We start from the raw sequence: 20,524 nt of genomic DNA on the forward strand, positions 1-20,524 counted from the left end.
GATGCCCACCGCACCCCACCCCCAGAGCACGGACGAGCTGTACCAGGCGCTGCACGAGAACGACCAGCGCCCCTACGGCCGCGCCCGCACCATCACCGCCGAGGAACTGGTCGAGGCGGCCGAGCAGTTCGAGGAGACCGTCCCGCTCGTCCACGCGCTCCTCGAACTCCAGGACGCCTACACCTACGGCTCCGAGCCCCGGAAGTCGCCCGTCGTCTTCGCCCGCCTGCTCACCCTCTTCGACGAGCAGCCCGACGCCTTCGACGAGCGGCTGCGCCACCAGCTGTTCTGGCGGTTCAAGTGGGTGGCGAGCGCGCTGATCGCCCTGCCCGAGGTGCCCCTGGCCAGCCTGCGCCAGTGGCTGACGGAGATGCGCGACCGCTACGAGAAGGCCGGACTCGGCCTCCAGCCCTACTACGCCCAGGCCTACCAGCTCGCCGCCCACGTCGGCGAGGACACCACGCTCCCGTACGAGCTGTGGGCGGGCCGCGGCCGCACCCGGCTGAGCGACTGCGAGGCCTGCGAGACCTGCCGGCGCGCCCGCCACCACCTCGCGGCCGGCGACGACGAGCGGGCCCTCGCCACCTGGGAGCCCGTCCTGGCCGGCCAGGAGTCCTGCAGGGAGGAACCCGCCCGCTCCGTCTCGTACGCGCTGCTGCCCCTGCTGCGCACCGGCCGCACCGACCAGGCCCGCGAGATGCACCTCGCCGGCTACCGCGCCTGCCGCCGCGACCCCTCCATGTCCGGGGAGGTCGGCCGGCACCTGGAGTTCTGCGCGCTCACCGGCAACGAGGCCCGCGGCCTGGAACTGCTCGCCGAGAACCGCGGCCTGTTCGACGAGGTCGACTCGCCGCTGGCCCAGCTCACCTTCCTCACCGGCGTGGAGGTGCTCCTCCAGCGCGTCGAGCTCCTCGGCCACGGCGACCTGCCCGCCGCCGGATACGCGGGCCGCACCTGGACGGTGGCCGGCCTGCGCGCCGAGATACGCGGCCGCGCCGACGAGCTCGCCGCCCGCTTCGACGCCCGCAACGGCACCACGGCCCACACCGACCGCCGCCGGGCCCGCCTCGGCCAGGCCCCGCTCCTGGACTCGCTGGAACTCACCCTGCGCACCCGCGGCCTCGACGAGGTCGCCCCCGCCGCCCCGGTCGCCGCGCCCCCGTCCCGTACCGCCGCCGAGACGCCCGAGGACCTGCCCGACCTGATCCTCCGCGCCCGGGCGCTGGAGGAGCAGGGGCACCCGGACGCCCAGGTGTGCTGGGCGCGGCTGCGGACGCTCGTCGCCGCGCGCGACTACGCCCACCCCGACGACCCGGCCGTGGGCCCGCTTCTGCGGCTGCGCGCGGACCTGCTGGACGACGAGGCCGGCCGGGCCGGCGAGAGGGACCGGCACGCCGAGTCCGCCGACCTCTACGAGGAGGCCGCCGGCCTGTACGAGGACGCCGGCCTGCCGGGACACGCGGCGCTCGCCCGCGCCTGCGCCCTGCTCGCCGCCGTCGAGGCAGCCGGGGAAAGCCCGCGGGAGGGTGCGGACGGGGCAGCCGGGGGGAGCCCGCGGGAGGGCGCGGACGAGGCAGCCGGGGAGAGCCCGCGGGAGAGCGCGGACGGCGGGGCCGAGGCCAAGGCCGCCGCGCTGACCGCCGCGCACGGTGACATCGTCCGCCTCCAGGAGGAGACCCCGGGCCTCGCCCCGTACCAGGAGGCCCGTCTGCTGCGGCTGCGGGTGACCGCGCTCGCCCTGCGCCTGCAGACCTCGGTCACCGAGGAGAACGTCGCTGCGGTCCTCGCCGAGGTGGACCTCCTGCACGCGTTCGCCACCCGGCACGACGTCATCGGACAGATCTCCGGCGCCCTGCGGATGCGGGCCAGCACGTACGCCATCTCCGGCGACCTGCCCGCCGCGCTCACCGAGACCGACGCCCTGCTCGACCGCCTGAGGACGCACGGCCCCGCCTGGCACCTGCCCCATGTGCTCGGGCTGCGCGGCCGGCTCCACCTCGCCCTGCGGGACGCCGAGACCGCGTACACGGACCTGACCGAGGGTCTGCGCCTGGCCGCGGACTGGCCCGCCGACACCTTCGACCTCGGCCGCCTCCACGGTGATCTGGCCGAGGCGTGCATGCACCTGGGCCGCCCCGAGGAGGCACTGCGGCACCTGACGCGCTCGGCGGAGGCGGAGCTGCGCCGGGGCAGCCGTACGGACGCGTTCTGCGCCTACAGCAACGCGGCGCAGCTCAGCCTGGACATGGGCCGCGTCGAGGACTGCATCGCCCTGCTCGACTCCCTGCTGGCCGAACCGGACGTCGCCGCCGGTGAGGTGGACGACCGGCTCGTCGCCCAGCTGCGGCTGACCCGGGCCCGCGCGCTGCACGCGGGCGCGGACCTCAAGGCCGCCACGGCGGAGCTCGTCGCCCTCGCGGGCGAGTCGGCCGGCTGGGACGACGACCCGGGCAGCCACGCCATGATCGCCGCGGAGACGGCCGTCGTCCTCGGCGAGTCCGGCGAGTTCGCCCAGGCCCGCGCGGCCGTGGACCGGGCGATCGCCGCCCACGCGAAGGCCCCGCGCTACGAGCAGCTCAGCAGCTGCCTGCGCGAACTCGCCCGCCTCCAGGCCCAGCAGGAGGGCGCCGACGGCCTTTCCGGCGCCCTCACCTTCCTCGCCGACGCCGGCACGGTCGCCGACGAGGCCCGCGCCGCCGGATTCGAGGCGCGCGACCGCTCCCTGGACACCGCCCTGGCCTACGAGTACGGCCGGGTGAACGCCCACGCCGGCGCGTACGAGGACGCCGTGGCCGCCCTGGAGAAGGCCATGGGCCTGCTCGGCGACCCCGGCCCGGACGAGGACCGGGCCGGCGAGTGGGCCGAGTGCGTCCGCCTCGCGAGCGCCGTGGAGGGCATCTACCTGGAACGCCCCGCCCCGGCCCTGGCCCGCCTCGACACGGCGGTCTCCCGCCTGACCGCCCTCGGCCACACCGAGCTGACCGAGCCGCTGGCCTCGTTGGCGGCGGGGCTGCGCGACGAGAAGTGAGACACCCGATCACGGGGGCCGGGGCGCCGGCCCCCGTGATCGGTCAGGTCCCTAGTCGCGGACGTACTCGCCCGGCTCCCCGTCCGCCGACATCCCGTACAGGTGGAGCAGTTCCTTGCCCTGGTAGCGGACGATGCGGAAGTTGCCGGAGCCGTTCTCGACGCAGTCCGGGTCCCAGACGTCCGGGTCGCGGGTCTCGGGGCCGATGACGAGGAGGGAGCCCGCGCCGGCGACGACGGCGGTGGAGGCGCAGGTGATGTCCTCGGCCGTCGGATTGCCGTCGTTGTCGGTGCGCGGGTAGGACTGCTCGAAGCGCACGAGGGGCGCGCCGACCGGGCCCTGGTTGATGGTGACCCGGTAGACGTAGCGGTCGGCCAGGCCGGCCGGCATCTCGGACAGCGGGATCTGCTTCCAGCTGCCGACGAGGGCGGCGGGGACGACGTTCGCGCCGGCCCTGACCCGCTGGAAGGTGCTCCTGGCGACGCCGGAGGTCCATTCGACGACGTCGGTGGAGCGCAGCCGGAGGGTCTGGCGGGCGGCGGGGGTGCAGCGCTGGGCGGGGACGCTCTCGGTGATCTCGGCCTCGCCGAGGACGAGTTCGCTGTCGGTGGCGGACAGCAGCACCGCCCGTCCGATGCACAGCCGCTCCCCGGTGACATGGGTGTAGACGGCCGTCCTGGCCCCTGCCGGGCCCTGGGAGATCTCGATCCGGCTGGTCTCGTACGGGTTGTTCGCCGTGCCCCGCAGGACGCCCTCCCAGGCGCCGAGGAACGCGTCGGGGACGATCCCGGCGGCCGGCCGGGCCGACGCGGCACCGGTGGTGCCGCGCGCCGTGCCGTTGCGCCCGTCGTCGCCGACGGCGGAGGCGTCGAACAGGCCCGGCCCGTACACGTACGCCAGGCCCGCGGCGGCGGCCACGGCGAGGGCGGTGACGGCGGCCAGGAGGCCCGTGCGGCGGCGGCGCGGCCCGGCCTCGCGGGTCTGCGGCAGCGGGGTCGCGGGCGTCGGGTCGCCGGACTCGGCGGGTGCGCCGTCCTCGGTCTCCAGGAGCCGGGCGGCGTGGCGGCCGAGGCGGGCGAGGACGTCGGCGGGCAGCCACGGATCCGTCACTGGGAGGGTGTCGACCAGCTCGGTGGCCGAGGGCCGCGCCGCCGGGTCCTTGGCGAGGCAGGCCCGGATCAGGCCGGCGAGTTCGGGTGCGAGCCCGGTCAGGTCGGGCTCGTCGTGGGCGATGCGGAACATCGTCGCGTGGACGCCGCTGTCGGACCCGCCGAACGGGGAACGGCCGGTCGCCGCGTACGCCAGGACCGAGCCCAGGCAGAACACGTCCGAGGCGGGCGTCAGTTTCTCGCCGCGCACCTGCTCGGGGGACATGAAGCCGGGCGAGCCGACGACCGCGCCGGTGCTGGTGAGACCGCCGTCGGTGACGGTGTCGACGGCGCGGGCGATGCCGAAGTCGATGATCTGCGGGCCGTCGACGGTCAGCAGCACGTTGGACGGCTTCAGATCGCGGTGGACCAGGCCCGAGGCGTGGATGTGGGTGAGGGCGCGGGCGAGCCCGGAGGCGAGGGTGCGCACGCTCGCGGGCGGCAGCGGCCCGTACTCGTCGTTGACGACGGTGCGCAGGGACGGGCCGGGGACGTATCCGACGGCGACCCAGGGGAGTTCGGCGTCGGTGTCCGCGCCGAGGACGGGCGCGGTGCCGGTGCCGCCGACCCGCTCCAGGGCGGCCACCTCGCGGGCGAACCGGCGCCGGAACTCGTCCTGGGCGGCCAGCTCCGGGTGCACGACCTTCACGGCGACGGCACGGCCGCCCGCCGAACGGGCCAGGTACACCCGGCCCATGCCGCCCACGCCGAGCCGGCCGAGCAGCCGGAACGGACCGATGGTGACCGGGTCTTCCGCGTTCAAGGGATCCACGTCGAAAGAGGATGCCAGACGCGGTCCGCGGCGGGGCCGGGCGTTCGGTGACCGGCCGCCATGACGGCTTCTCATCCCTCGCCGCAGATCCTCAGGCCCTTGGGGGTGGAGCAGGGCAGATGGCCGTGGGTGGAGATGACGGCCTGCCCGGCGCCGCGGCTGAGGTAGGTGAGGAAACTGGAGGTCAGGGAGTCGGCGGGCGGCTGGCCCCAGGTGTAGGCGTATTCGATCTCCCGGTACGGGTAGGGGGACGCGCCGATCTCGTCGAGGTTGGGCCTGCGGCCGTCGACGGCGATCCGGTGCAGCCCCGCGAGGCCGGTGCCGGAGCGCAGCTCGGTGTAGCCGATGGCGCCGGGCAGGGCGGCGACGGTGGACAGGACCTGTTCGGTGCTGTCGAGTTCGCAGCGCACCACCCGGGCCTCGGGGTCGTCCTTGCGGGCGCAGTCGCGGGAGGAGAGGGCGGGTTCGTTGCGGCCGAGGACCCGGCGCTGGAAGACCTCGCGGGTGCCGGAGTTGGCGTCGCGGCTGACCAGCCGGACGGGCAGGTCGGGGCCGCCGAGCTGCCGCCAGTTGGTGACGTCGCCGCGGTAGAGGCGGCGGATCTGCTCCAGGGTGAGGTTCTCCAGGGGGACGTCGTCGTTGAGGACGAGGGTGTAGAGGGAGACGGCGACCATGTGCTCGCGCAGCTGCGGGTAGCCGCCGGGCTTGCGGCCGTCGGAGAGGGCGACGAGGGCGGGGGAGCCGTCGGCTTCCCGGGTGCCCCGCTCGGCGAGTTCCCGTATGCCCGCGGCGGAGCCGTGGGCGTCGACGACGACGCTCGCGCCGTCGCAGTCCTTCTCGTACTGCCGGGCGAGCTCGCGGACGACGGGGGCGAAGGCGGTGGATCCGGTGACGGTGAGGGTGCCCCGGGCGCAGCCCATGGGCGGCGGGGCGTCGTCGCGCACCACGATGATCGAGGCGAGGGCGATGACGCAGGCGGTGAGGGTGACGGTGACGGCGCGGGCGGCGCGGCTGAAGACGGGCGGTTTGTCGTCGACGGTGGTGCTGTGGTTGACGTGGATGTCGCCGTCGCGGATCTCACCCGTGACGGTGACGGGACTGCCGACGGGCCCGCCGGTGAGCAGGGCGAGCAGCTTGACGTACTGGCCGCGGTTGAGCGGCACCTTGGGCAGCCTGATCTCCGAGCCGTGCTGACCGAGCGCGGCGGTGCCGAAGGGGGCGTGGGTGAGGGCCGCGGCCCGTACCGTCCGGCCGGTGAAGGCGACCGTCAGGCCGTGGGTCTCCCCGTTGTAGTCCTCCCGGCCGATCGAGACGCCGCCGTCGTTCTCGATCCGCAGCAGGACGAGGGTGGCGTCCGCCATGTTCGGTTGCTCGTTGAACAGTCCCAGGCGGGCGTCGTCCCGTTCACCCACCGGGGTGTCCAGCTGCACGCGGTAACCGATCCGCTTGCGGCGCGGTATCCGCCGCTCGATCACGAGCGAGGCGAGGGTGACGGCCACACCGAGCAGCGCGGTGAGGACGGCGATGACGTTCTCGGGGCTGACCCAGTCCACGGACGCCACCGTACGGACGTGTGTGCGGTTCGGTGGGGGAGCCCGCATACCGCCACCTGGAGTTCGGCCTTCCGCCATCTGTTGCCGGGGGTGGCGGGCGTGGGTCTAATGGCGACGAGGGGGCCTTCCGCAGGAGGAGAACCCCATGCGTGTCGTCGAAGTGAGCGAGTACGGCGGACCCGAGGTGCTGAGGATGGCCCGCCGCCCCGAGCCGGAGGCCGGTGACGTGCCGGGCCGGGTGCGGGTGAGGCTGAAAGCGGCCGGTGTGACCGTCGCGGACCTGAGGATCCGCGCGGGCCTGTACGTCCACGAGACCGGAGACCTGCGGCCCCCCTTCGTGCTGGGCACGGACTTCGCCGGCCGCCTGCTCGACCCGGCCCCCGGCCCCGAGGGCAGCCTCCCGGCCGGCACCCGGGTGGCGGGCTTCCGGCCCTGGCTCCAGGAGCTGAGCGGCGAGGGCACCTACGCGGAGGTCATCCAGGTCGACCCCGCGTGGCTGGCGCCCGTCCCGGACGACGTGGACTTCACCGCGGCCGCCTCCGTCCCCCTCGCCGCCGTCACCGCCCGCCAGGCCCTCGACCGGCTCCAGCTCCCGCCCGGGTCGACGCTCCTCGTCACCGGCGCCAGCGGCGTCGTCGGCCGCTTCGCCGTCCAGTTCGCGGGGGCCGCCGGCCTGGACGTGGTGGCCGTCTCCTACGAGGGCGACGAGAGCGAGCTGAAGGTCCTCGGCGCCAAGCACTGCGTCACCCGGGGCGAACCGGCCGAGGTGCTCACCAGGGTCCTCGACCACGCCCCCGCGCGGGTCGACGCCGTCTTCGACGGCGCCCTGGTCGGCCCGCCGATGCTCGCCGCGGTGAAGGACGGCGGCGTCTTCCTCGCCCTCGCCCCCGACCGGGCCCCCGCCCCCGAGCGGGAGATCCGCGTCGAGACCGTCCTCGCCACCCCCGACCCCCGCGCCCTGAAGCAGATCCTCCAGCAGGTGGCGGACCGCGAGCTCATCACCCGAGTGGCCGACGTCATGCCCCTGGAAGAGGCCGCCGAGGCCCACCGCCGCGCCGAGTCGGGCCACCGGCCCGGCCGGATCATCCTGATGATCTGAGATCCGGCCGGAGCGGGGCGTGCAGGGATCACTCCGCGAAGAACCCCTGCACGTCGGCTATGAGATCCGTCGTGCCGCCGTGGTTGTAGAACGTCACCTTTCCGTCCTTCACCGGGACGGTGACGAGGTTGGGGACGGTCGCCCCGGCAGGCACGTTCAGGTTGGACGCGCCGGGCCGGGCGGTGCCGTAGGGGTACGCCGTGACGTACGTGGGCGCCGTGGTGTTGGTGGCGGTCACGTTGAGCACGACGGCGGTGGCCCCGGTCGAGGGGATCCCGCCCTTGCCGGCGACGGTCAGGGTGACCGTCCGGCCGGCACCGATCTTGGCCTTGGCGACTCCGGTGCCGCTGCGGGTGTCCATCAGCCGGGCCGGATCGAGCGGCTTGTACAGCGAGCCCAGGTCGCCGCTCGTGTAGTAGCCGGCCACGTCGGCGATCAGGTCGGCCGAACCGGAGTGGTTGTACAGGTCGATCCCGCCGTCCTTGACCGGCACGACGACCAGGTTCGACCGGGTCTCGCCCGCACCCGGGTTCAGGTGCGAACCGACGACCGGGTCACCGGTCCGCACAGCGGTGACGAAGGTCGGCGCGGTCACGTTGGTGGCCGTCAGGTTCAGCACGACCGCCGTCACCTGCGCGCCGCCGACGGCCGTGCCGCCGAAGGTCAGGTGCACCCGCGAGCCGCCCCGCACCTTCGCCTTGGGCGCGCCGAGGCCGCTGCGGGTGTCGAGGGCCCGCCAGGGGGCCTTGGGCCGGTAGAGGGCGCCGTCTTCGTCGTTGTGCGCGTACGCGCCGGCGAGGTCGGCGATGAGGTCGACGGTGCCCGCGTGGTTGTAGAAGACGGCCTTGCCCATGAAGACGGGCACGATCACCTGGTTGGAGACCGTCCTGCCCGCCGGCACGTTGAGGTGGGACGCGCCGGGGCGCGGGCCTATCGAGTCGTACGCGGTGACGAAGGTGCCCGAGGTCGCGTTGGTGGCGGTGACGTGCAGGGCCACGGCCGTCGTCGTGTACTCGCTGATCCCGGGAACGCCCTTGAGGTCCAGGGTGACCGTGCCCTGGGGGCCGATCTTCGCCTTGGCGACACCGGTTCCGTCACGGGTGTCCATGACCCGCCGGGTCGGCAGGCTGGTGAACGAGCTGTTCGCGGGTGAGGAACCGCCGCGCAGGACGGTGGAGCCGGTCAGCTTCACGTCGGCGCCGACTCCGTCGGCCGGCCGCGCGGACAGCGTCCAGGCGTACTCGCCGTTGGGCAGGTGGTTCCAGTCCTTGTCGTATCCCCTCCACACGGGGCGCAGGTAGTGCGCGTCGGTGCCGGAGGCGAGCACGCTGACCTTGCCGGTGCGCAGGTGCCGGGCCGTCAGGGTCCAGGCGCCGAAGGGCCGCGACGCCGTGATCGCGGTGAGCGGCGTGCTGGTGCCGGGGAGGGTGCGGGGGGAATCCTGCTGGGACAGGATGTGCAGGGGCTGGGGCGCGATGCCGCTGGGGACGACGTGCACCCGCTCCTGGGCATCCGCGTACGCCAGGTGGCCGCCGAACCGGTCCACGGTCCAGCGGACGCGGCGCTGGGAGGTGCCGGTGTCCGGCAGGTCGCCGACGATCCGGGTGACGGGCCGGGCGGCGTCGGTGCCGGTGAGGACGAGCTTGCCGGCGGCCTTGTCGTGGGTGACGACATAGCCGTCGCCGAGGAGGGCCTCGTCCGACGGCACGGTCACCGAGGACTTCGCCGTACGGTCGTAGACGCCGGCCTGCTTGCCGGGGCCGCAGCTCCAGTAGAGCCACCGGCTGGTGCTCTGGAGCTCTTCGGGGACGCACGGGGCGCCGGTGTTCAGGGTCTCGACCGCCCGGCCCGTCTTCAGGTCCTTGGCCGTCACGACTCCGGGCTCCTGCTGCGCGGTCCACAGCACGGAGCCCCACAGGGCGGAGGCGACCGGAGCACGCTCCTCCAGCACCGTGCCGGTGTCGGCGCCCTCCTCCACGCGTACGACGCGCTGGGTGAGCGTGGAGTCGACCTCGCTGTCCACGATCAGGTACGGGCCGCTGAGGTCCCGCACCCGGGGCTCGTCGCCCTGCTGGGTGGAGCTGTAGTCGCCGTCGCCACTGAGGGTGATCAGGCTGCCGTACAGCGTGAGGGTGCGGCCGTCGCCGGTGGCCCAGGAGCGGGCGCACTCGTCCTTGTGCTTGTAGCAGGAGGACCAGGCGCTACCGCCGGACGTGCGCTCGCCGTAGGCGAGCGGTCCCGTCGTGCTGATCAGGCGGGACCAGCGCTGGGGGGTGTCCCACGGGTACCAGCTGAAGGAGGCGCTGCGGTCGACGACCGACAGCTCCCCCTGGGCGAGCGAGAGGCTCTCGACGCGGGCCGTGTGCGGGGCCAGTCGCTTCACCAGGGACACCACGGGCTTGCCGTCGGGGCCCGCTGTGATCCGCCGGATGCCCCAGTCGGCCGGCCCGGTGCCGCCCACGGCGACGACCGTGCCGTCCGCTGCCGCCGCCGTCTTGTAGCTCTCCTTGATCAGCGTGATCGAGCCGGTGCCCTGGATGGGCAGGGCCTTGAGCGTGTGGGTCTCCGCGAAGGCGTTGTAGACCAGCCAGTCGCCGACGATGTTCATGTGGTCGAGCGGCGCGCTCAGGTATCGGGTGACGAGCGGTGCCGCCAGATCGGCGCGCCGGGCGATCTCCACGCTGCTGTCGTTCGGGCCGCCGTAGAACGCGAGGTAGTCGCGGGAGAGCTTCACCTGCTTGTCCCACGAGGCCATCCACGGGGTGAGCCCCTGGATCCGGCCGGTGACGGCGGACACCACGACGAAGCGGTGCTTGCCGTCGTACGAGGTCGGTCCCGGCAGCACGATCGACTCGGCGTCGCCGGCGACGGCCGTGGTGTAGTCGAAGCCCGGCGGCTCCTCGATCTGCACGTCGGCGGTGCTGCCGTCGGCCTTGAGGGTCAGCAGGTGCGCGGTCTTGGCGGTGGTGTCGAAGGCGACCACGGTCGAGCCGTAGACCTTCACGCCGGTCAGGTGGACCGGCACGGTGATGGTGCGAACGGTGCCGTCCGCGTGCCGCAGTTCGACGCGGTCGGGGTGGACGTACGCCAACGCGTCCGTCCCCGTGCCCCGGGGCGTGCCCTCCTGGAGGGCGACCGGGAAGCTCTTCCCGTCGGAGTAACGGGTCCACAGAGTGCCCGGAGTCCCCGCCTCCGAGTGGAAGACGCCCTCCGTGCCCGCGGCGTCGGCGTCACCGGTCGCCGCACTCCCGGCCCGGAAGAGCTTGGCCTCCCGGGGATCCTTGTGGTGGGCCGCCGGGATCACCAGCTCCTGCGGCACCTCTGCGGCGACTGCCGGCTCCGCGAGCGGTATCACCCCGCCGGCCGCGACGGCGAGTCCGAGCGCGGTGACGGAAGCCCCCCGCGCGAGGGCATGACGAACCACGTGGTTCCCTCCCCGTTTTCCCGGGCCGCCGGTCAGGCGGTTCCCGGGCCCCTGTGTCCCTGGTCCCCTGCTTCGACCCCCCGTCGCAGGCGGAAGGCGAGCGTAACAGCATGATCGAACACCCAGCGAGCCAATTTCGAACTCGTTCAAGAGCGCGCTGCCCACGGGCCCCGGGGGAGGGCCGTCGAGGCCCCGCCTCAGGAGCCCAGCGTCGCGAGCTCCGCGTCGGCGCGCTCCCTGACGTGGGCGAGGACGCGGCCGGCGGCGGCCAGGTCCTCGTCCGGTATTCCGCCCCAGATCCGGGCCGTGACGGGCGCGATCTCCGCTCCGACGGCGGCGGTCACCGCGCGCCCCGCGTCCGTGGCGCGCAGGTGGGCGCCGTCCACGACGAGCAGCCGCTTGGTCATCAGCTCGTCGAGGGTGGTGCGGATGTCGGCCGGATCGGCCTTGAGGGAGGCCCGGACCTGGTCGACGAGCTCCTCCGCCGTCAGCGGGGTGCCGGCGGCGACGGCCACGCGCAGGGCCACCTGCTGCTGGAAGGTGAGGCCGTGCCCTCCCAGGACGTGTTCCAGAACGCCACGGGCGGCGTAGTGGGCGAGCCCCAGGGCGCGGGAGTCGGCGCGGGGAGCGGGGGCGGGTGAAGGGGTGGGGGCGGGTGAAGGGGCCGAGGCGCGGGTGGCGGCGGGGGTGGGGGTGGAAATGGCGGTGGCCTGGGAGGGGGTGTCGTACGCGGGCATGCTCGTTCACTCCTCTAACGTTCGGTCGACTAACGTTTGTGGCACTAACGACGTTAGATCGTTCGGGCCACTAACGCAAGGGGTAATCTGCACGGCATGAGCGAGACCCCCGACCGGCCCGACCGTCCCGCGCCGCACGACGCGGACGAGTCACGGACCCCCGACCGCCTCCGCGGCCTGCCCAGCCGCCTGCTCGCCCTGGCCTCCGCCCGCGCGGACCGCATGGTCAGCGAGCGCCTCGCCGCCGAGGACGCCCGCAAGTGGCACTACGCGGTCCTGGTCTCCCTCGACGAGCACGGCCCGGCCAGCCAGGCCGGCCTCAGCCGCAGCACCGGCATCTACCGCAGCGACCTCGTGGCCGTCATCAACGAGCTGGAAGAGCGCGGCCACGTCGCCCGCACCCCCGACCCCGGCGACCGGCGCCGCAACGTCGTCACCCTCACCCCGCAGGGCCGCAAGCACCTCAAGCGCCTCGACAAGGTCCTCGCCGACGCGCAGAACGAACTGATGGAGCCGCTCTCGGTCGCCGAACGAGCACTGCTCGTCAGCCTGTTGGAGCGTGTGACGACCCGCTGAGCGGAAAAGTGCGGACGGGTCCGGTCCGGTCCAGACCATTGACAGGTTCAGACCAATCGCGCTTCGCTGGCCTTCCCCCACCGGAAGGACGAGCGCATGCTGCGACGTCTGCTCACTGTCCTCGCCGCGATCTGTACGGTCGTCGGCCTCGCCGTACTCCTCCCCGCCGCGCAGGCCGGCGCCGCCCCCGCCTGCGTCGCCGCCTGGAACTCCTCCAGCGTCTACACCGGCGGCATGACCGCCTCGTACAACGGCCGTAACTGGTACGCCAAGTGGTGGACGCAGAACGAGCGTCCCGGCTCCGCAGACGTCTGGCGCGACGAGGGCGCCTGCGGCGGTGGCGGCACCACCCCGCCGCCCGCCCCGTCCGGATTCGTCGTCTCAGAAGCCCAGTTCAACCAGATGTTCCCGAACCGGAACTCCTTCTACACGTACGCCGGCCTGACCGCCGCCCTCAGCGCGTATCCCGGCTTCGCCACCACCGGCGGCGACACCGTGAAGAAGCAGGAGGCCGCCGCCTTCCTCGCCAACGTCCACCACGAGACCGGCGGCCTCGTCCACGTCGTCGAGCAGAACACCGCCAACTACCCGCACTACTGCGACGCCACCCAGCCCTACGGCTGCCCCGCCGGCCAGGCCGCCTACTACGGCCGCGGCCCCATCCAGCTCTCCTGGAACTTCAACTACAAGGCCGCCGGCGACGCCCTCGGCATCAACCTGCTGAGCGACCCCTACCGCGTCGAGCGCGAACCGGCCGTCGCCTGGAAGACCGGCCTCTGGTACTGGAACACCCAGAACGGCCCCGGCACCATGACCGCCCACAACGCCATGGTCAACGGCGCCGGCTTCGGCGAGACCATCCGCTCCATCAACGGCGCCCTGGAATGCAACGGCGGCAACCCGGCCCAGGTGCAGAGCCGGGTCGCCAAGTACCAGCAGTTCACCCAGATCCTGGGCGTCCCCACCGGGTCCAACCTCTACTGCTGACCAGCCGCCGGTCAGCAGGGGGCGCTGATGTTGCCGCAGTAGATCCAGCCGGTCGCCGGCGAGGTCACGTGGTACCAGCGGTTGCCCGCGGAATTGATCTTGCTGTAGTCCCAGTAGACGTCCTGGCCGTACGACGTCTGGTAGACCACACCGCAACTGGCGGCCGCGCAGCTCCTGATCGGTCCGCCGATCGACATCGCCCACCCGGCCGCCTCGACCGTCGGGGCGGCGGGTGCCGCCTGGGCGGGCACCGTGGCGGTCGCGGTCATCACGGCACCGGCGAGAACACCGGCCGCGGCGAGCATACGGAAACGCATGATGGTCCTCCGTCGCTTGAGGGTCCTGGGGTTCCAGGGCCCGACGGGGCGCCACTCTCGTCGCGGCCGACCGGGCACGGGAAGTCCGGGTGCCGTCCGGGACATGTCCCGGACGGCACCCTCCGCTTGTCCCGGCAGCTCAGCCGGGCGCGCTCAGCCCTGCCAGGCGAGGAACGAGGACCACGCGGACGGCTCGACGGCGAACGTCAGGCCGTCCTGCACCTTGGAGTCACGGACGTGGACGGCGGCGTCGCCGCTGTTCGAGGAGTCGTCGTGGAGGAGAACGGGCGGCGCGGGGTCTACTTCCTGCTTCCGCCGGGCTCTACGACCCACCGGTCGTGGCCCCGTGGTGTGACGCGGTTCAATGCCGGGCCGGGACACGTGAGTTACGTGCCGGTGCCGGCCCTGACCGGCAGGACCTGGCCGCTCGCCTGGCGGTTCCCGCCGACGGGGCCGGACCGTTTCGTCCATCCGCTGCTTCTGCGCAGTGCTGTGACAGAGCTGCTGCCTTGACGGTCGTCAGGCCGGGAGTTCCGTCGCCCAGGCCGTGCGGCGAAGGCAGGCGGTGTAGGCGGCCTGGCAGTGGGGTGCCCAGGTGACGTCGGTGACCCAGGGTTTGTCGGGGCCGAGGAAGTGGATGATCCGGGGGTCGGCCTGGTGGTGGGCGGCGAGGAGTTCTTCCTCGACGGGGCAGTTCCATTCCCTCGGGAACTCGGTCCAGGCACCGCCGCTCACGGCGTTGAGCGCTTCCTGGTCGGCGAAGCGCATGTCCGGGTGGCTCCGCGCGTAGTGGAGGGCGCGTTCGCGGATGCGTGCGGTCCGCCAGCGGTCGAGGTCGATGACCATGACGCCGGCGTTGAAGTACTTGGTGCGCGCCGGGAGCCCCATCTCACGGTAGTCCGGCACGCCCAGCTCCGAGGAGACGTACGGGATGCCCTTGTCCTGGGCGGCGGCGAAGGGCTGCCCTTCGAGGTCGATCCGCCACAGCGGGGACGGGTCACGGAGTACGAGGATGTCGGCGTCCAGGTAGACCAGGCGCCGGTAGGCGGGGGGAAGGAGCTCGGGCAGGAACCAGCGGCCGTAGACGTTGCGGTTCAGGTGGAGGACGAACTCGTGGTCCGAGAGGGGAAGTCCGTCGAGGTTCTCGCGGGGGAGCGGGACGAAGCGGACCCGCGTGCCCGGCGGCCAGGAGGCGAGGACGCGGGCGCGGGTGGGCGCGGTGATGCCGAGGTCGAGGACCATGATCTCCAGGGGCGCGGGGCCGGCGTAGTGGTCGATGAGCGACCGGCCCGCGACGGCCATCGGCAGCGCGTACGCCTCGTCCACCGCGAACCCCACGCACGTCCGCTCGGCGGGCGCTGCCGCGAGGTGCGTCGCCGCGCCGTCGTCGCCTGCCATCCGGCCTCCCCCGCGCTGTCCGTACGGTAGGGCAGACGGGCAGACTAGGCGCCCACCGTCCGTCGGACAGCGACGGAACCGGCCAAGCTTTGGCCAAAGCCCCTCGGGGGGGGGTCAGTCCTCGCCGCCCGCCGCCCCGCCTGCCTCCACGGCCTCCAGTGCCTCCACGGCGTCCACGGCCTCCAGTGCCTCCATCGCCTTCGAGAGCCGTTCCAGGACCCGTACGGTCTCCTCGAACGCCTCCTGGCCGCCCAGCTCCCGCGTGAGGCGGGCCGCCAGGTCCGCGTGGCCCGGTTCGATGTGCCGGATCGCGGCGCGGCCGGCCTCGGTCGGGGTGAGGAGCTTGGCGCGGCGGTGGGCCGGGTTCGGGCCGTAGGCGGCGAGGCCGTCCCGTACGAGCAGGTCGGCGACGCGCTGGACGCTCTGGCGGGTGATGCCCATGACGCGCGCGATCCCGGCGACCGGCAGCGGCTCGGTCAGTACGGCGCCGAGGACCTGCCACCGGGCGGCGGTCAGGCCGGCCGGGGCGGCCAGCTTCTCGGAGACGGCCAGGAACTGGCCGTTGAGACGGAAGACGCCCAGCGCCGTGCGGGACAGGGCCTCCTGCTGCGCGCGGGTCACGGGGTCAGTCCTCGTCCGCGTTGAGCTCGGCGAAGGCCGCCGGGTCGGAGTCGTGGAAGAGGCGGTACCAGGCGTCCCGCTTGCCCTCGTACGCGCCGAGGCGGGCGAAGATCTCGCGGGCGAAGGCGACCGGCTCGGTCGGGCCCGCGGTGATCAGGTCGCCGTCCCTGACGGCGTCCGCCTCCACGTACCGCTCGCCGCCCTTGTAACCGGTGGCCGCCAGGTAGAAGGAGGCGGCGCTGGTGTGCGGGCGGTCGTCGAGCAGGCCCTCCTTGGCGAGTCCGGCGGTGGCGCCGCAGATCGCGGCGACGGGGACACCGGCGTCGAGGAAGGCGCGGGCCTTGGCGGTGAAGGGGGCGAGCTCGTCGCCCTCGTCGTACTTCTCCGCGCCCGGGAGGATCAGCAGGGCGCTGTCCTCGGGGGCGAGGTCGGCGAGGGAGAGGTCCGGGACGATCCGGATGCCGGCGATGGTCGTGACGGGCTCCCCGGCGACCGGGCCGACCGTCGTGACGGTGTATCCGGCGCGCGCGAGCCAGGCGGTGGCATGGCCCGTCTCCCAGTCGGCGAGCGTGTCGTACACGGCGAGGTGGACGGTGGTGCGGGCGTCGGTGGTGCGGGTGGTGCTGGTCATGGCGGCCTCCCTGGCTCCGTGGGACGAATCCCCGTATGACAGGAGGCTGTCATCTGGTCAGCATGCTGTCAATGCCCTTCGGAATCCGCCGAGGGAGTCAACGTGTCGGGTCCGCCCCCGTCTCGGTGGACAAGATGGTCATGGCCCCTCCCACCTGCGCATACCTACGCTCGACGCATGACCCCTCATGTCGAACCCGACCCCCAGGCCGGTGCGGCCGTCAAAGCGGCCGACCGCGCGCACGTCTTCCACTCCTGGTCCGCCCAGGGCCTGATCGACCCGCTCGCCGTCGCCGGCGCCGAGGGTTCGTACTTCTGGGACTACGACGGCAACCGCTACCTCGACTTCACCAGCGGCCTCGTCTACACCAACATCGGCTACCAGCACCCCACGGTCGTCGCCGCCATCCAGGAGCAGGCCGGGAAGCTCGCCACCTTCGCGCCCGCCTTCGCCGTGGACGTCCGCTCCGAGGCCGCACGCCTCATCGCCGAGCGCACCCCCGGCGACCTGAACAAGATCTTCTTCACCAACGGCGGCGCCGAGGCCGTCGAGAACGCCGTCCGCATGGCCCGGCTGCACACGGGCCGTACGAAGCTGCTCTCCGCCTACCGCTCGTACCACGGCGCCACCTCCACCGCGATCAACCTGACCGGCGACCCGCGCCGCTGGGCCTCCGACACCGCCTCCGCCGGCGTCGTGCACTTCTGGGCGCCCTTCCTCTACCGCTCGCCCTTCTACGCCACCACCGAGGCGGAGGAGTGTGCGCGGGCCCTCCAGCACCTGGAGGACACCATCGCCTTCGAGGGCCCGCAGACGATCGCCGCGATCATCCTGGAGAGCGTCCCGGGCACCGCCGGCATCATGATCCCGCCGCCCGGTTACCTCGCCGGCGTGCGCGAGATCTGCGACAGGTACGGCATCGTCCTCATCCTCGACGAGGTCATGGCGGGCTTCGGCCGCACCGGCAGGTGGTTCGCCGCCGAGCACTTCGACGTCGTGCCCGACCTGCTGACCTTCGCCAAGGGCGTCAACTCGGGATACGTGCCGCTCGGCGGCGTCGCCATCAGCGAGGAGATCGCCGCCACCTTCGACAAGCGGCCCTACCCGGGCGGTCTGACCTACTCCGGTCACCCGCTGGCCTGCGCCGCCGCCGTCGCCACCATCCAGGTGATGGAGGACGAGAAGGTCGTCGAGCACGCCGCCCACATCGGCGAGACCGTCCTCGGCCCCGGCCTGCGCGAGCTCGCCGAGCGCCACCCGTCGGTCGGCGAGGTGCGCGGACTCGGCGTCTTCTGGGCGCTCGACCTGGTCCGGAACAAGGAGACCCGCGAGCCGCTCGTCCCGTACAACGCGGCGGGCGAGGCCAACGCGCCGATGGCCGCCTTCGCCGCAGAGGCGAAGAAGAACGGCCTGTGGCCCTTCGTGAACATGAACCGCACCCACGCCGTCCCCGCCTGCAACATCAGCGAGGCGGAGGCCAAGGAGGGCCTCGCCGCCCTCGACGCGGCGCTCACCGTGGCCGACCGGCACACGGTCTGACCGGCCCGCCACCGGCGCCCGGCGCACGGCGCGTGACGTGATCGGCCCTCTCCGTGGTCTCGACTAGGGTGTCCGGGAACCGGACGGAGGGGGCCGAACACATGCCCGCGAGCGGAGCTGTCACCCGCAACACCCTGCGCCGGCAGATCGCGGACGCGCTCCGTGACGAGGTCCTCGCAGGGCGTCTCCAGCCCGGCGAGGAATTCACCGTGAAACAGATAGCCGAGCAGTACGGGGTGTCCGCGACACCCGTGCGCGAGGCCCTCGTCGACCTGTGCGCCCAGGGGCTCCTCGACTCCGACCAGCACCGCGGCTTCCGCGTGCACCAGTTCTCGGTCGACGACTACCGGGGCATGGTCGAGGCCCGGATGCTCGTCGTCGACGGCATCTTCCGCCGCCACGCCCCGCGCACCACCCCGCCCCCGCAGGCCCCGCCGGGCGCCGGCACCGCCGACCCGGACGTCTCCGCCGGGGTCGCCCTCGTGTCGATACGGCGCCGGGGCGAGGCCGCCGCCCGCGCGGCCCGCGCCGGTGACCTGGACGTCCTCATCGGCTACGACATCCGCTACTGGCGCGAGCTCGGCCGGCTGGTCTCCGCCAACGACTACATCGCCGACTTCCTGCACCGGCTGCGCGTCCAGGCCTGGGTGTTCTCCGTGCCCTACCTGCGCTCCGACCGCGACCTGCTCGGCTGGCTGTGGAGCGGGCACGTCGACCTGGTGGACGCGATCACCCGAGGCGACGCGGACGGGGCCGTCGCGGTCGTACGGGAGTACAACGCGCGGTCGCTGGAGTGGGCGGACCGGCTGGACGCCCGCGCGGGTTGAGGCGGCCCTTCCGGGGGCAGTCCCCCCGTACGCGTCCCCCGTACGACCCGGCCGGACTAACCTGGCGGTCCCCTCCGGCCGATCCCCGACCGACCCGTGACCGACCCGCGACCGACCCCGACCGACCCCCGACCGACCCGCGCAACTGACGGAGAGCGAGCTTCCCTTGGCCTGTGACCTGTGGCTGGTCCCCCTCGTCGACGTGCTGTGCCACAGCCCCGACAACCCCTTCGCCGAAGAGATCGCGTCCTACGACCAGGCGCTGACCGCGGCCGGACTGCCCACCGTGCCCGTCTACGCGTACATGCCGGGGCTGTCCGGGGACGTCGCCCCCGTCGCGGGCTTCGACTACGAGGCCCTGCACTTCCTGCGCCGCGCCTATCTGCTCCAGATGTGCGGACTGCCCGTCGAACCGGTCGGCGAGCTCGGCGGGGACTACGAGCAGCTCCTGGAGATGTTCGAGGCGACCGCCCAGCAGTCCCACCTGGTGTGGCACTACGACCACGCCGGTGCCTACGTGCCGGTCGACTTCCCCGTGCCGCTGACCAACGACCGGCTCCTTGAGGGCGGCGGCCCGCTCGGCTCCTCGCACGGGCTGCTGCGGGAGCTGGAGTTCGTGGCGCCCGCGATCGGCATCGACCCGGCCAACCCGCCGGCCGCCCCGCGGCCCCCGGACCGGCCCACCGCCCTGGAGGAACCCGCCGCCCCCGTCCCGTACCAGGACGACAGCCCCTTCGCGCGCGAGCGCCACGTCTGGCTCGGCCTGCACGCGGCGGCGACCCGGAGCCTCGGCCAGGGCTCGATGATCATCCTGAGCTAGCGGCCGCCCGTGCCGGACCGGCCCCGCCCCCCGAGCGTCAGGCCACTGTCACCTGGGTAGCGATACGGCCACCTGGGTACCGATACGGCCAGGGGGGCGCCGTACCCGTACGGGACCCCCCGTACGGGACCACGGACCCCCGTGCGGGGCACCCGCCCTCGTACGTCAGGCCCCCCGCCACGCCGTCAGCGCGGCTCCGGCGGGCGCTGCCGGGGCATGTTGGGCCGCGTGCCCGGCGGCAGCGGGAAGCGGCCCGGCGGGTGGCTGGTCTCGGGCCGGGACGGGGCCGTGCCCACCGACTGCAGGGCCAGCGGCGCCGGGCCCGAGCGGAACTCGACCATCCAGTCGGCGGTCTCCGCCCGTACGAGCTCGGTCACGTCCTCCGAGAAGCGGCGCAGCACGCCCAGGCAGCGCTCGGCGGCCTCGCCGGCCGTGCCCTCGGTGGGGCCGAGGACCTCGCGCACGCTCTCCGACGCCCAGTCGAACTGGAGGGCCTGGAGCCGCCGCTGCACCGCCTGGGCGGTGGCCATGTCCCTGATCCAGCCGGAGGTCAGGCCGAAGTAGCGGTCGCAGGCCAGGCAGGCGGCGCCGACGAGCAGCGAGAGGTAGCCCCACGCGGCCGTGCCCTCGGCGGCTCCGGTGAGGTCGAGCAGCGGCAGCGCGGCCCCGGCGATCACCCCGAGGGCGGTGCCGACGCGCAGCGCGCGGGCGCAGCGGCGCTTCCAGACGCGGTCGGAGAGATACCACTCGGCGGTGCGCAGCGCGTTCGACTCGACCCAGCGGTAGAGCTCGTCGAGGCGTTCGGCGGGCTCGCCCCAGTCGCCCAGGGGGAAGGGCGCCCCGGTCAGGTCGCGGTGGACGGCCGGACGTCCGGGCTTCCCCGGGCCGCCGGGCAGCCCCGGAGGGCCGGGCTGCCCCGGGGGCGGGGGCGTGTCCGGACCTTCGGGATTCCCCGGCTGCGGCTGCATGTCCGGCTGCTGGCTCACCGGGGAACTCCTCTGTTCAGCTCAGCGCTCGTGTCCTTCTGTGACGTGCGGTGCACGTGGT

17 protein-coding genes are annotated in these 20,524 nt (G+C 73.5%); 7 read left to right on the forward strand and 10 right to left on the reverse strand.

Annotated features, from left to right (window positions below; all coding sequences use genetic code 11):
- Window position 1 precedes the first annotated feature (1 nt).
- On the forward strand, window positions 2-3,028 hold the full coding sequence (locus ABTZ91_RS12555; protein WP_352077116.1) for a hypothetical protein: 3,027 nt from the start codon (window positions 2-4) through the stop codon (window positions 3,026-3,028).
- Between the two features lie 51 nt (window positions 3,029-3,079).
- On the opposite strand, the gene ABTZ91_RS12560 is transcribed toward ABTZ91_RS12555, so the two are convergent.
- Window positions 3,080-4,948 (reverse strand): serine/threonine-protein kinase, encoded by a 1,869-nt coding sequence (locus tag ABTZ91_RS12560; protein WP_352077117.1) that lies wholly within the window; start codon window positions 4,946-4,948, stop codon window positions 3,080-3,082.
- Between the two features lie 71 nt (window positions 4,949-5,019).
- Window positions 5,020-6,501 (reverse strand): substrate-binding domain-containing protein, encoded by a 1,482-nt coding sequence (locus tag ABTZ91_RS12565; protein ID WP_352077118.1) that lies wholly within the window; start codon window positions 6,499-6,501, stop codon window positions 5,020-5,022.
- 145 nt (window positions 6,502-6,646) lie between these two features.
- On the opposite strand from ABTZ91_RS12565, the gene ABTZ91_RS12570 reads away from it, so the two are divergent.
- Window positions 6,647-7,600: an NADP-dependent oxidoreductase gene (locus ABTZ91_RS12570; protein ID WP_352077119.1), complete on the forward strand. Its 954-nt coding sequence runs from the start codon at window positions 6,647-6,649 to the stop codon at window positions 7,598-7,600.
- Between the two features lie 28 nt (window positions 7,601-7,628).
- Here ABTZ91_RS12570 and ABTZ91_RS12575 read toward each other — a convergent pair whose 3' ends face one another.
- On the reverse strand, window positions 7,629-11,024 hold the full coding sequence (locus ABTZ91_RS12575; protein WP_352077120.1) for a hypothetical protein: 3,396 nt from the start codon (window positions 11,022-11,024) through the stop codon (window positions 7,629-7,631).
- A 197-nt stretch (window positions 11,025-11,221) separates the two neighbouring features.
- Window positions 11,222-11,761, reverse strand: a complete 540-nt coding sequence (locus ABTZ91_RS12580) for a MarR family transcriptional regulator (protein WP_352077121.1) — start codon at window positions 11,759-11,761, stop codon at window positions 11,222-11,224.
- 96 nt (window positions 11,762-11,857) lie between these two features.
- On the opposite strand from ABTZ91_RS12580, the gene ABTZ91_RS12585 reads away from it, so the two are divergent.
- Together ABTZ91_RS12585 and ABTZ91_RS12590 are read left to right on the forward strand one after the other, a co-directional pair.
- The gene (locus ABTZ91_RS12585) at window positions 11,858-12,337 is read left to right on the forward strand and encodes a MarR family transcriptional regulator (protein WP_352077122.1); all 480 of its coding nucleotides are present in this window, start codon (window positions 11,858-11,860) and stop codon (window positions 12,335-12,337) included.
- A gap of 96 nt (window positions 12,338-12,433) precedes the next feature.
- Window positions 12,434-13,324: a glycoside hydrolase family 19 protein gene (locus tag ABTZ91_RS12590; protein ID WP_352077123.1), complete on the forward strand. Its 891-nt coding sequence runs from the start codon at window positions 12,434-12,436 to the stop codon at window positions 13,322-13,324.
- 11 nt (window positions 13,325-13,335) lie between these two features.
- Here the strand turns inward: ABTZ91_RS12590 and ABTZ91_RS12595 are convergent, their stop codons facing one another.
- The 5 genes from ABTZ91_RS12595 to ABTZ91_RS12620 all read right to left on the reverse strand — a co-directional run bounded on the left by ABTZ91_RS12595 (window position 13,336) and on the right by ABTZ91_RS12620 (window position 16,291).
- Window positions 13,336-13,641, reverse strand: coding sequence for a hypothetical protein (locus tag ABTZ91_RS12595; protein ID WP_352077124.1), 306 nt, complete (start codon window positions 13,639-13,641; stop codon window positions 13,336-13,338).
- Window positions 13,642-13,794: 153 nt separating this feature from the next.
- Window positions 13,795-13,974: a DUF397 domain-containing protein gene (locus tag ABTZ91_RS12600; RefSeq protein WP_352077125.1), complete on the reverse strand. Its 180-nt coding sequence runs from the start codon at window positions 13,972-13,974 to the stop codon at window positions 13,795-13,797.
- A 186-nt stretch (window positions 13,975-14,160) separates the two neighbouring features.
- Entirely contained in the window at window positions 14,161-15,039 is an 879-nt protein-coding gene (locus ABTZ91_RS12610; protein ID WP_352077126.1) for a glycosyltransferase family 8 protein, read from the reverse strand.
- Between the two features lie 114 nt (window positions 15,040-15,153).
- Window positions 15,154-15,660 (reverse strand): MarR family winged helix-turn-helix transcriptional regulator, encoded by a 507-nt coding sequence (locus tag ABTZ91_RS12615; RefSeq protein WP_352077127.1) that lies wholly within the window; start codon window positions 15,658-15,660, stop codon window positions 15,154-15,156.
- 4 nt (window positions 15,661-15,664) lie between these two features.
- Window positions 15,665-16,291, reverse strand: coding sequence for a DJ-1/PfpI family protein (locus ABTZ91_RS12620; RefSeq protein WP_352077128.1), 627 nt, complete (start codon window positions 16,289-16,291; stop codon window positions 15,665-15,667).
- A 177-nt stretch (window positions 16,292-16,468) separates the two neighbouring features.
- Between ABTZ91_RS12620 and ABTZ91_RS12625 the strand changes: the two genes are divergently transcribed.
- From ABTZ91_RS12625 to ABTZ91_RS12635, 3 genes are all read left to right on the forward strand, one after another.
- Complete coding sequence (locus tag ABTZ91_RS12625) at window positions 16,469-17,830, forward strand: aspartate aminotransferase family protein (RefSeq protein ID WP_352077129.1); 1,362 nt, start codon at window positions 16,469-16,471, stop codon at window positions 17,828-17,830.
- 101 nt (window positions 17,831-17,931) lie between these two features.
- Complete coding sequence (locus ABTZ91_RS12630) at window positions 17,932-18,657, forward strand: GntR family transcriptional regulator (RefSeq protein WP_352077130.1); 726 nt, start codon at window positions 17,932-17,934, stop codon at window positions 18,655-18,657.
- Between the two features lie 166 nt (window positions 18,658-18,823).
- Complete coding sequence (locus ABTZ91_RS12635; protein WP_352077131.1) at window positions 18,824-19,477, forward strand: hypothetical protein; 654 nt, start codon at window positions 18,824-18,826, stop codon at window positions 19,475-19,477.
- 185 nt (window positions 19,478-19,662) lie between these two features.
- Here ABTZ91_RS12635 and ABTZ91_RS12640 read toward each other — a convergent pair whose 3' ends face one another.
- A complete protein-coding gene (locus ABTZ91_RS12640; protein WP_407077950.1) occupies window positions 19,663-20,445 on the reverse strand; it encodes an SLATT domain-containing protein in 783 nt (260 codons plus the stop codon).
- Window positions 20,446-20,524 lie beyond the last annotated feature (79 nt).

The organism is Streptomyces sp. NPDC126499 (assembly GCF_040302485.1).
Lineage (GTDB): Bacteria > Actinomycetota > Actinomycetes > Streptomycetales > Streptomycetaceae > Streptomyces.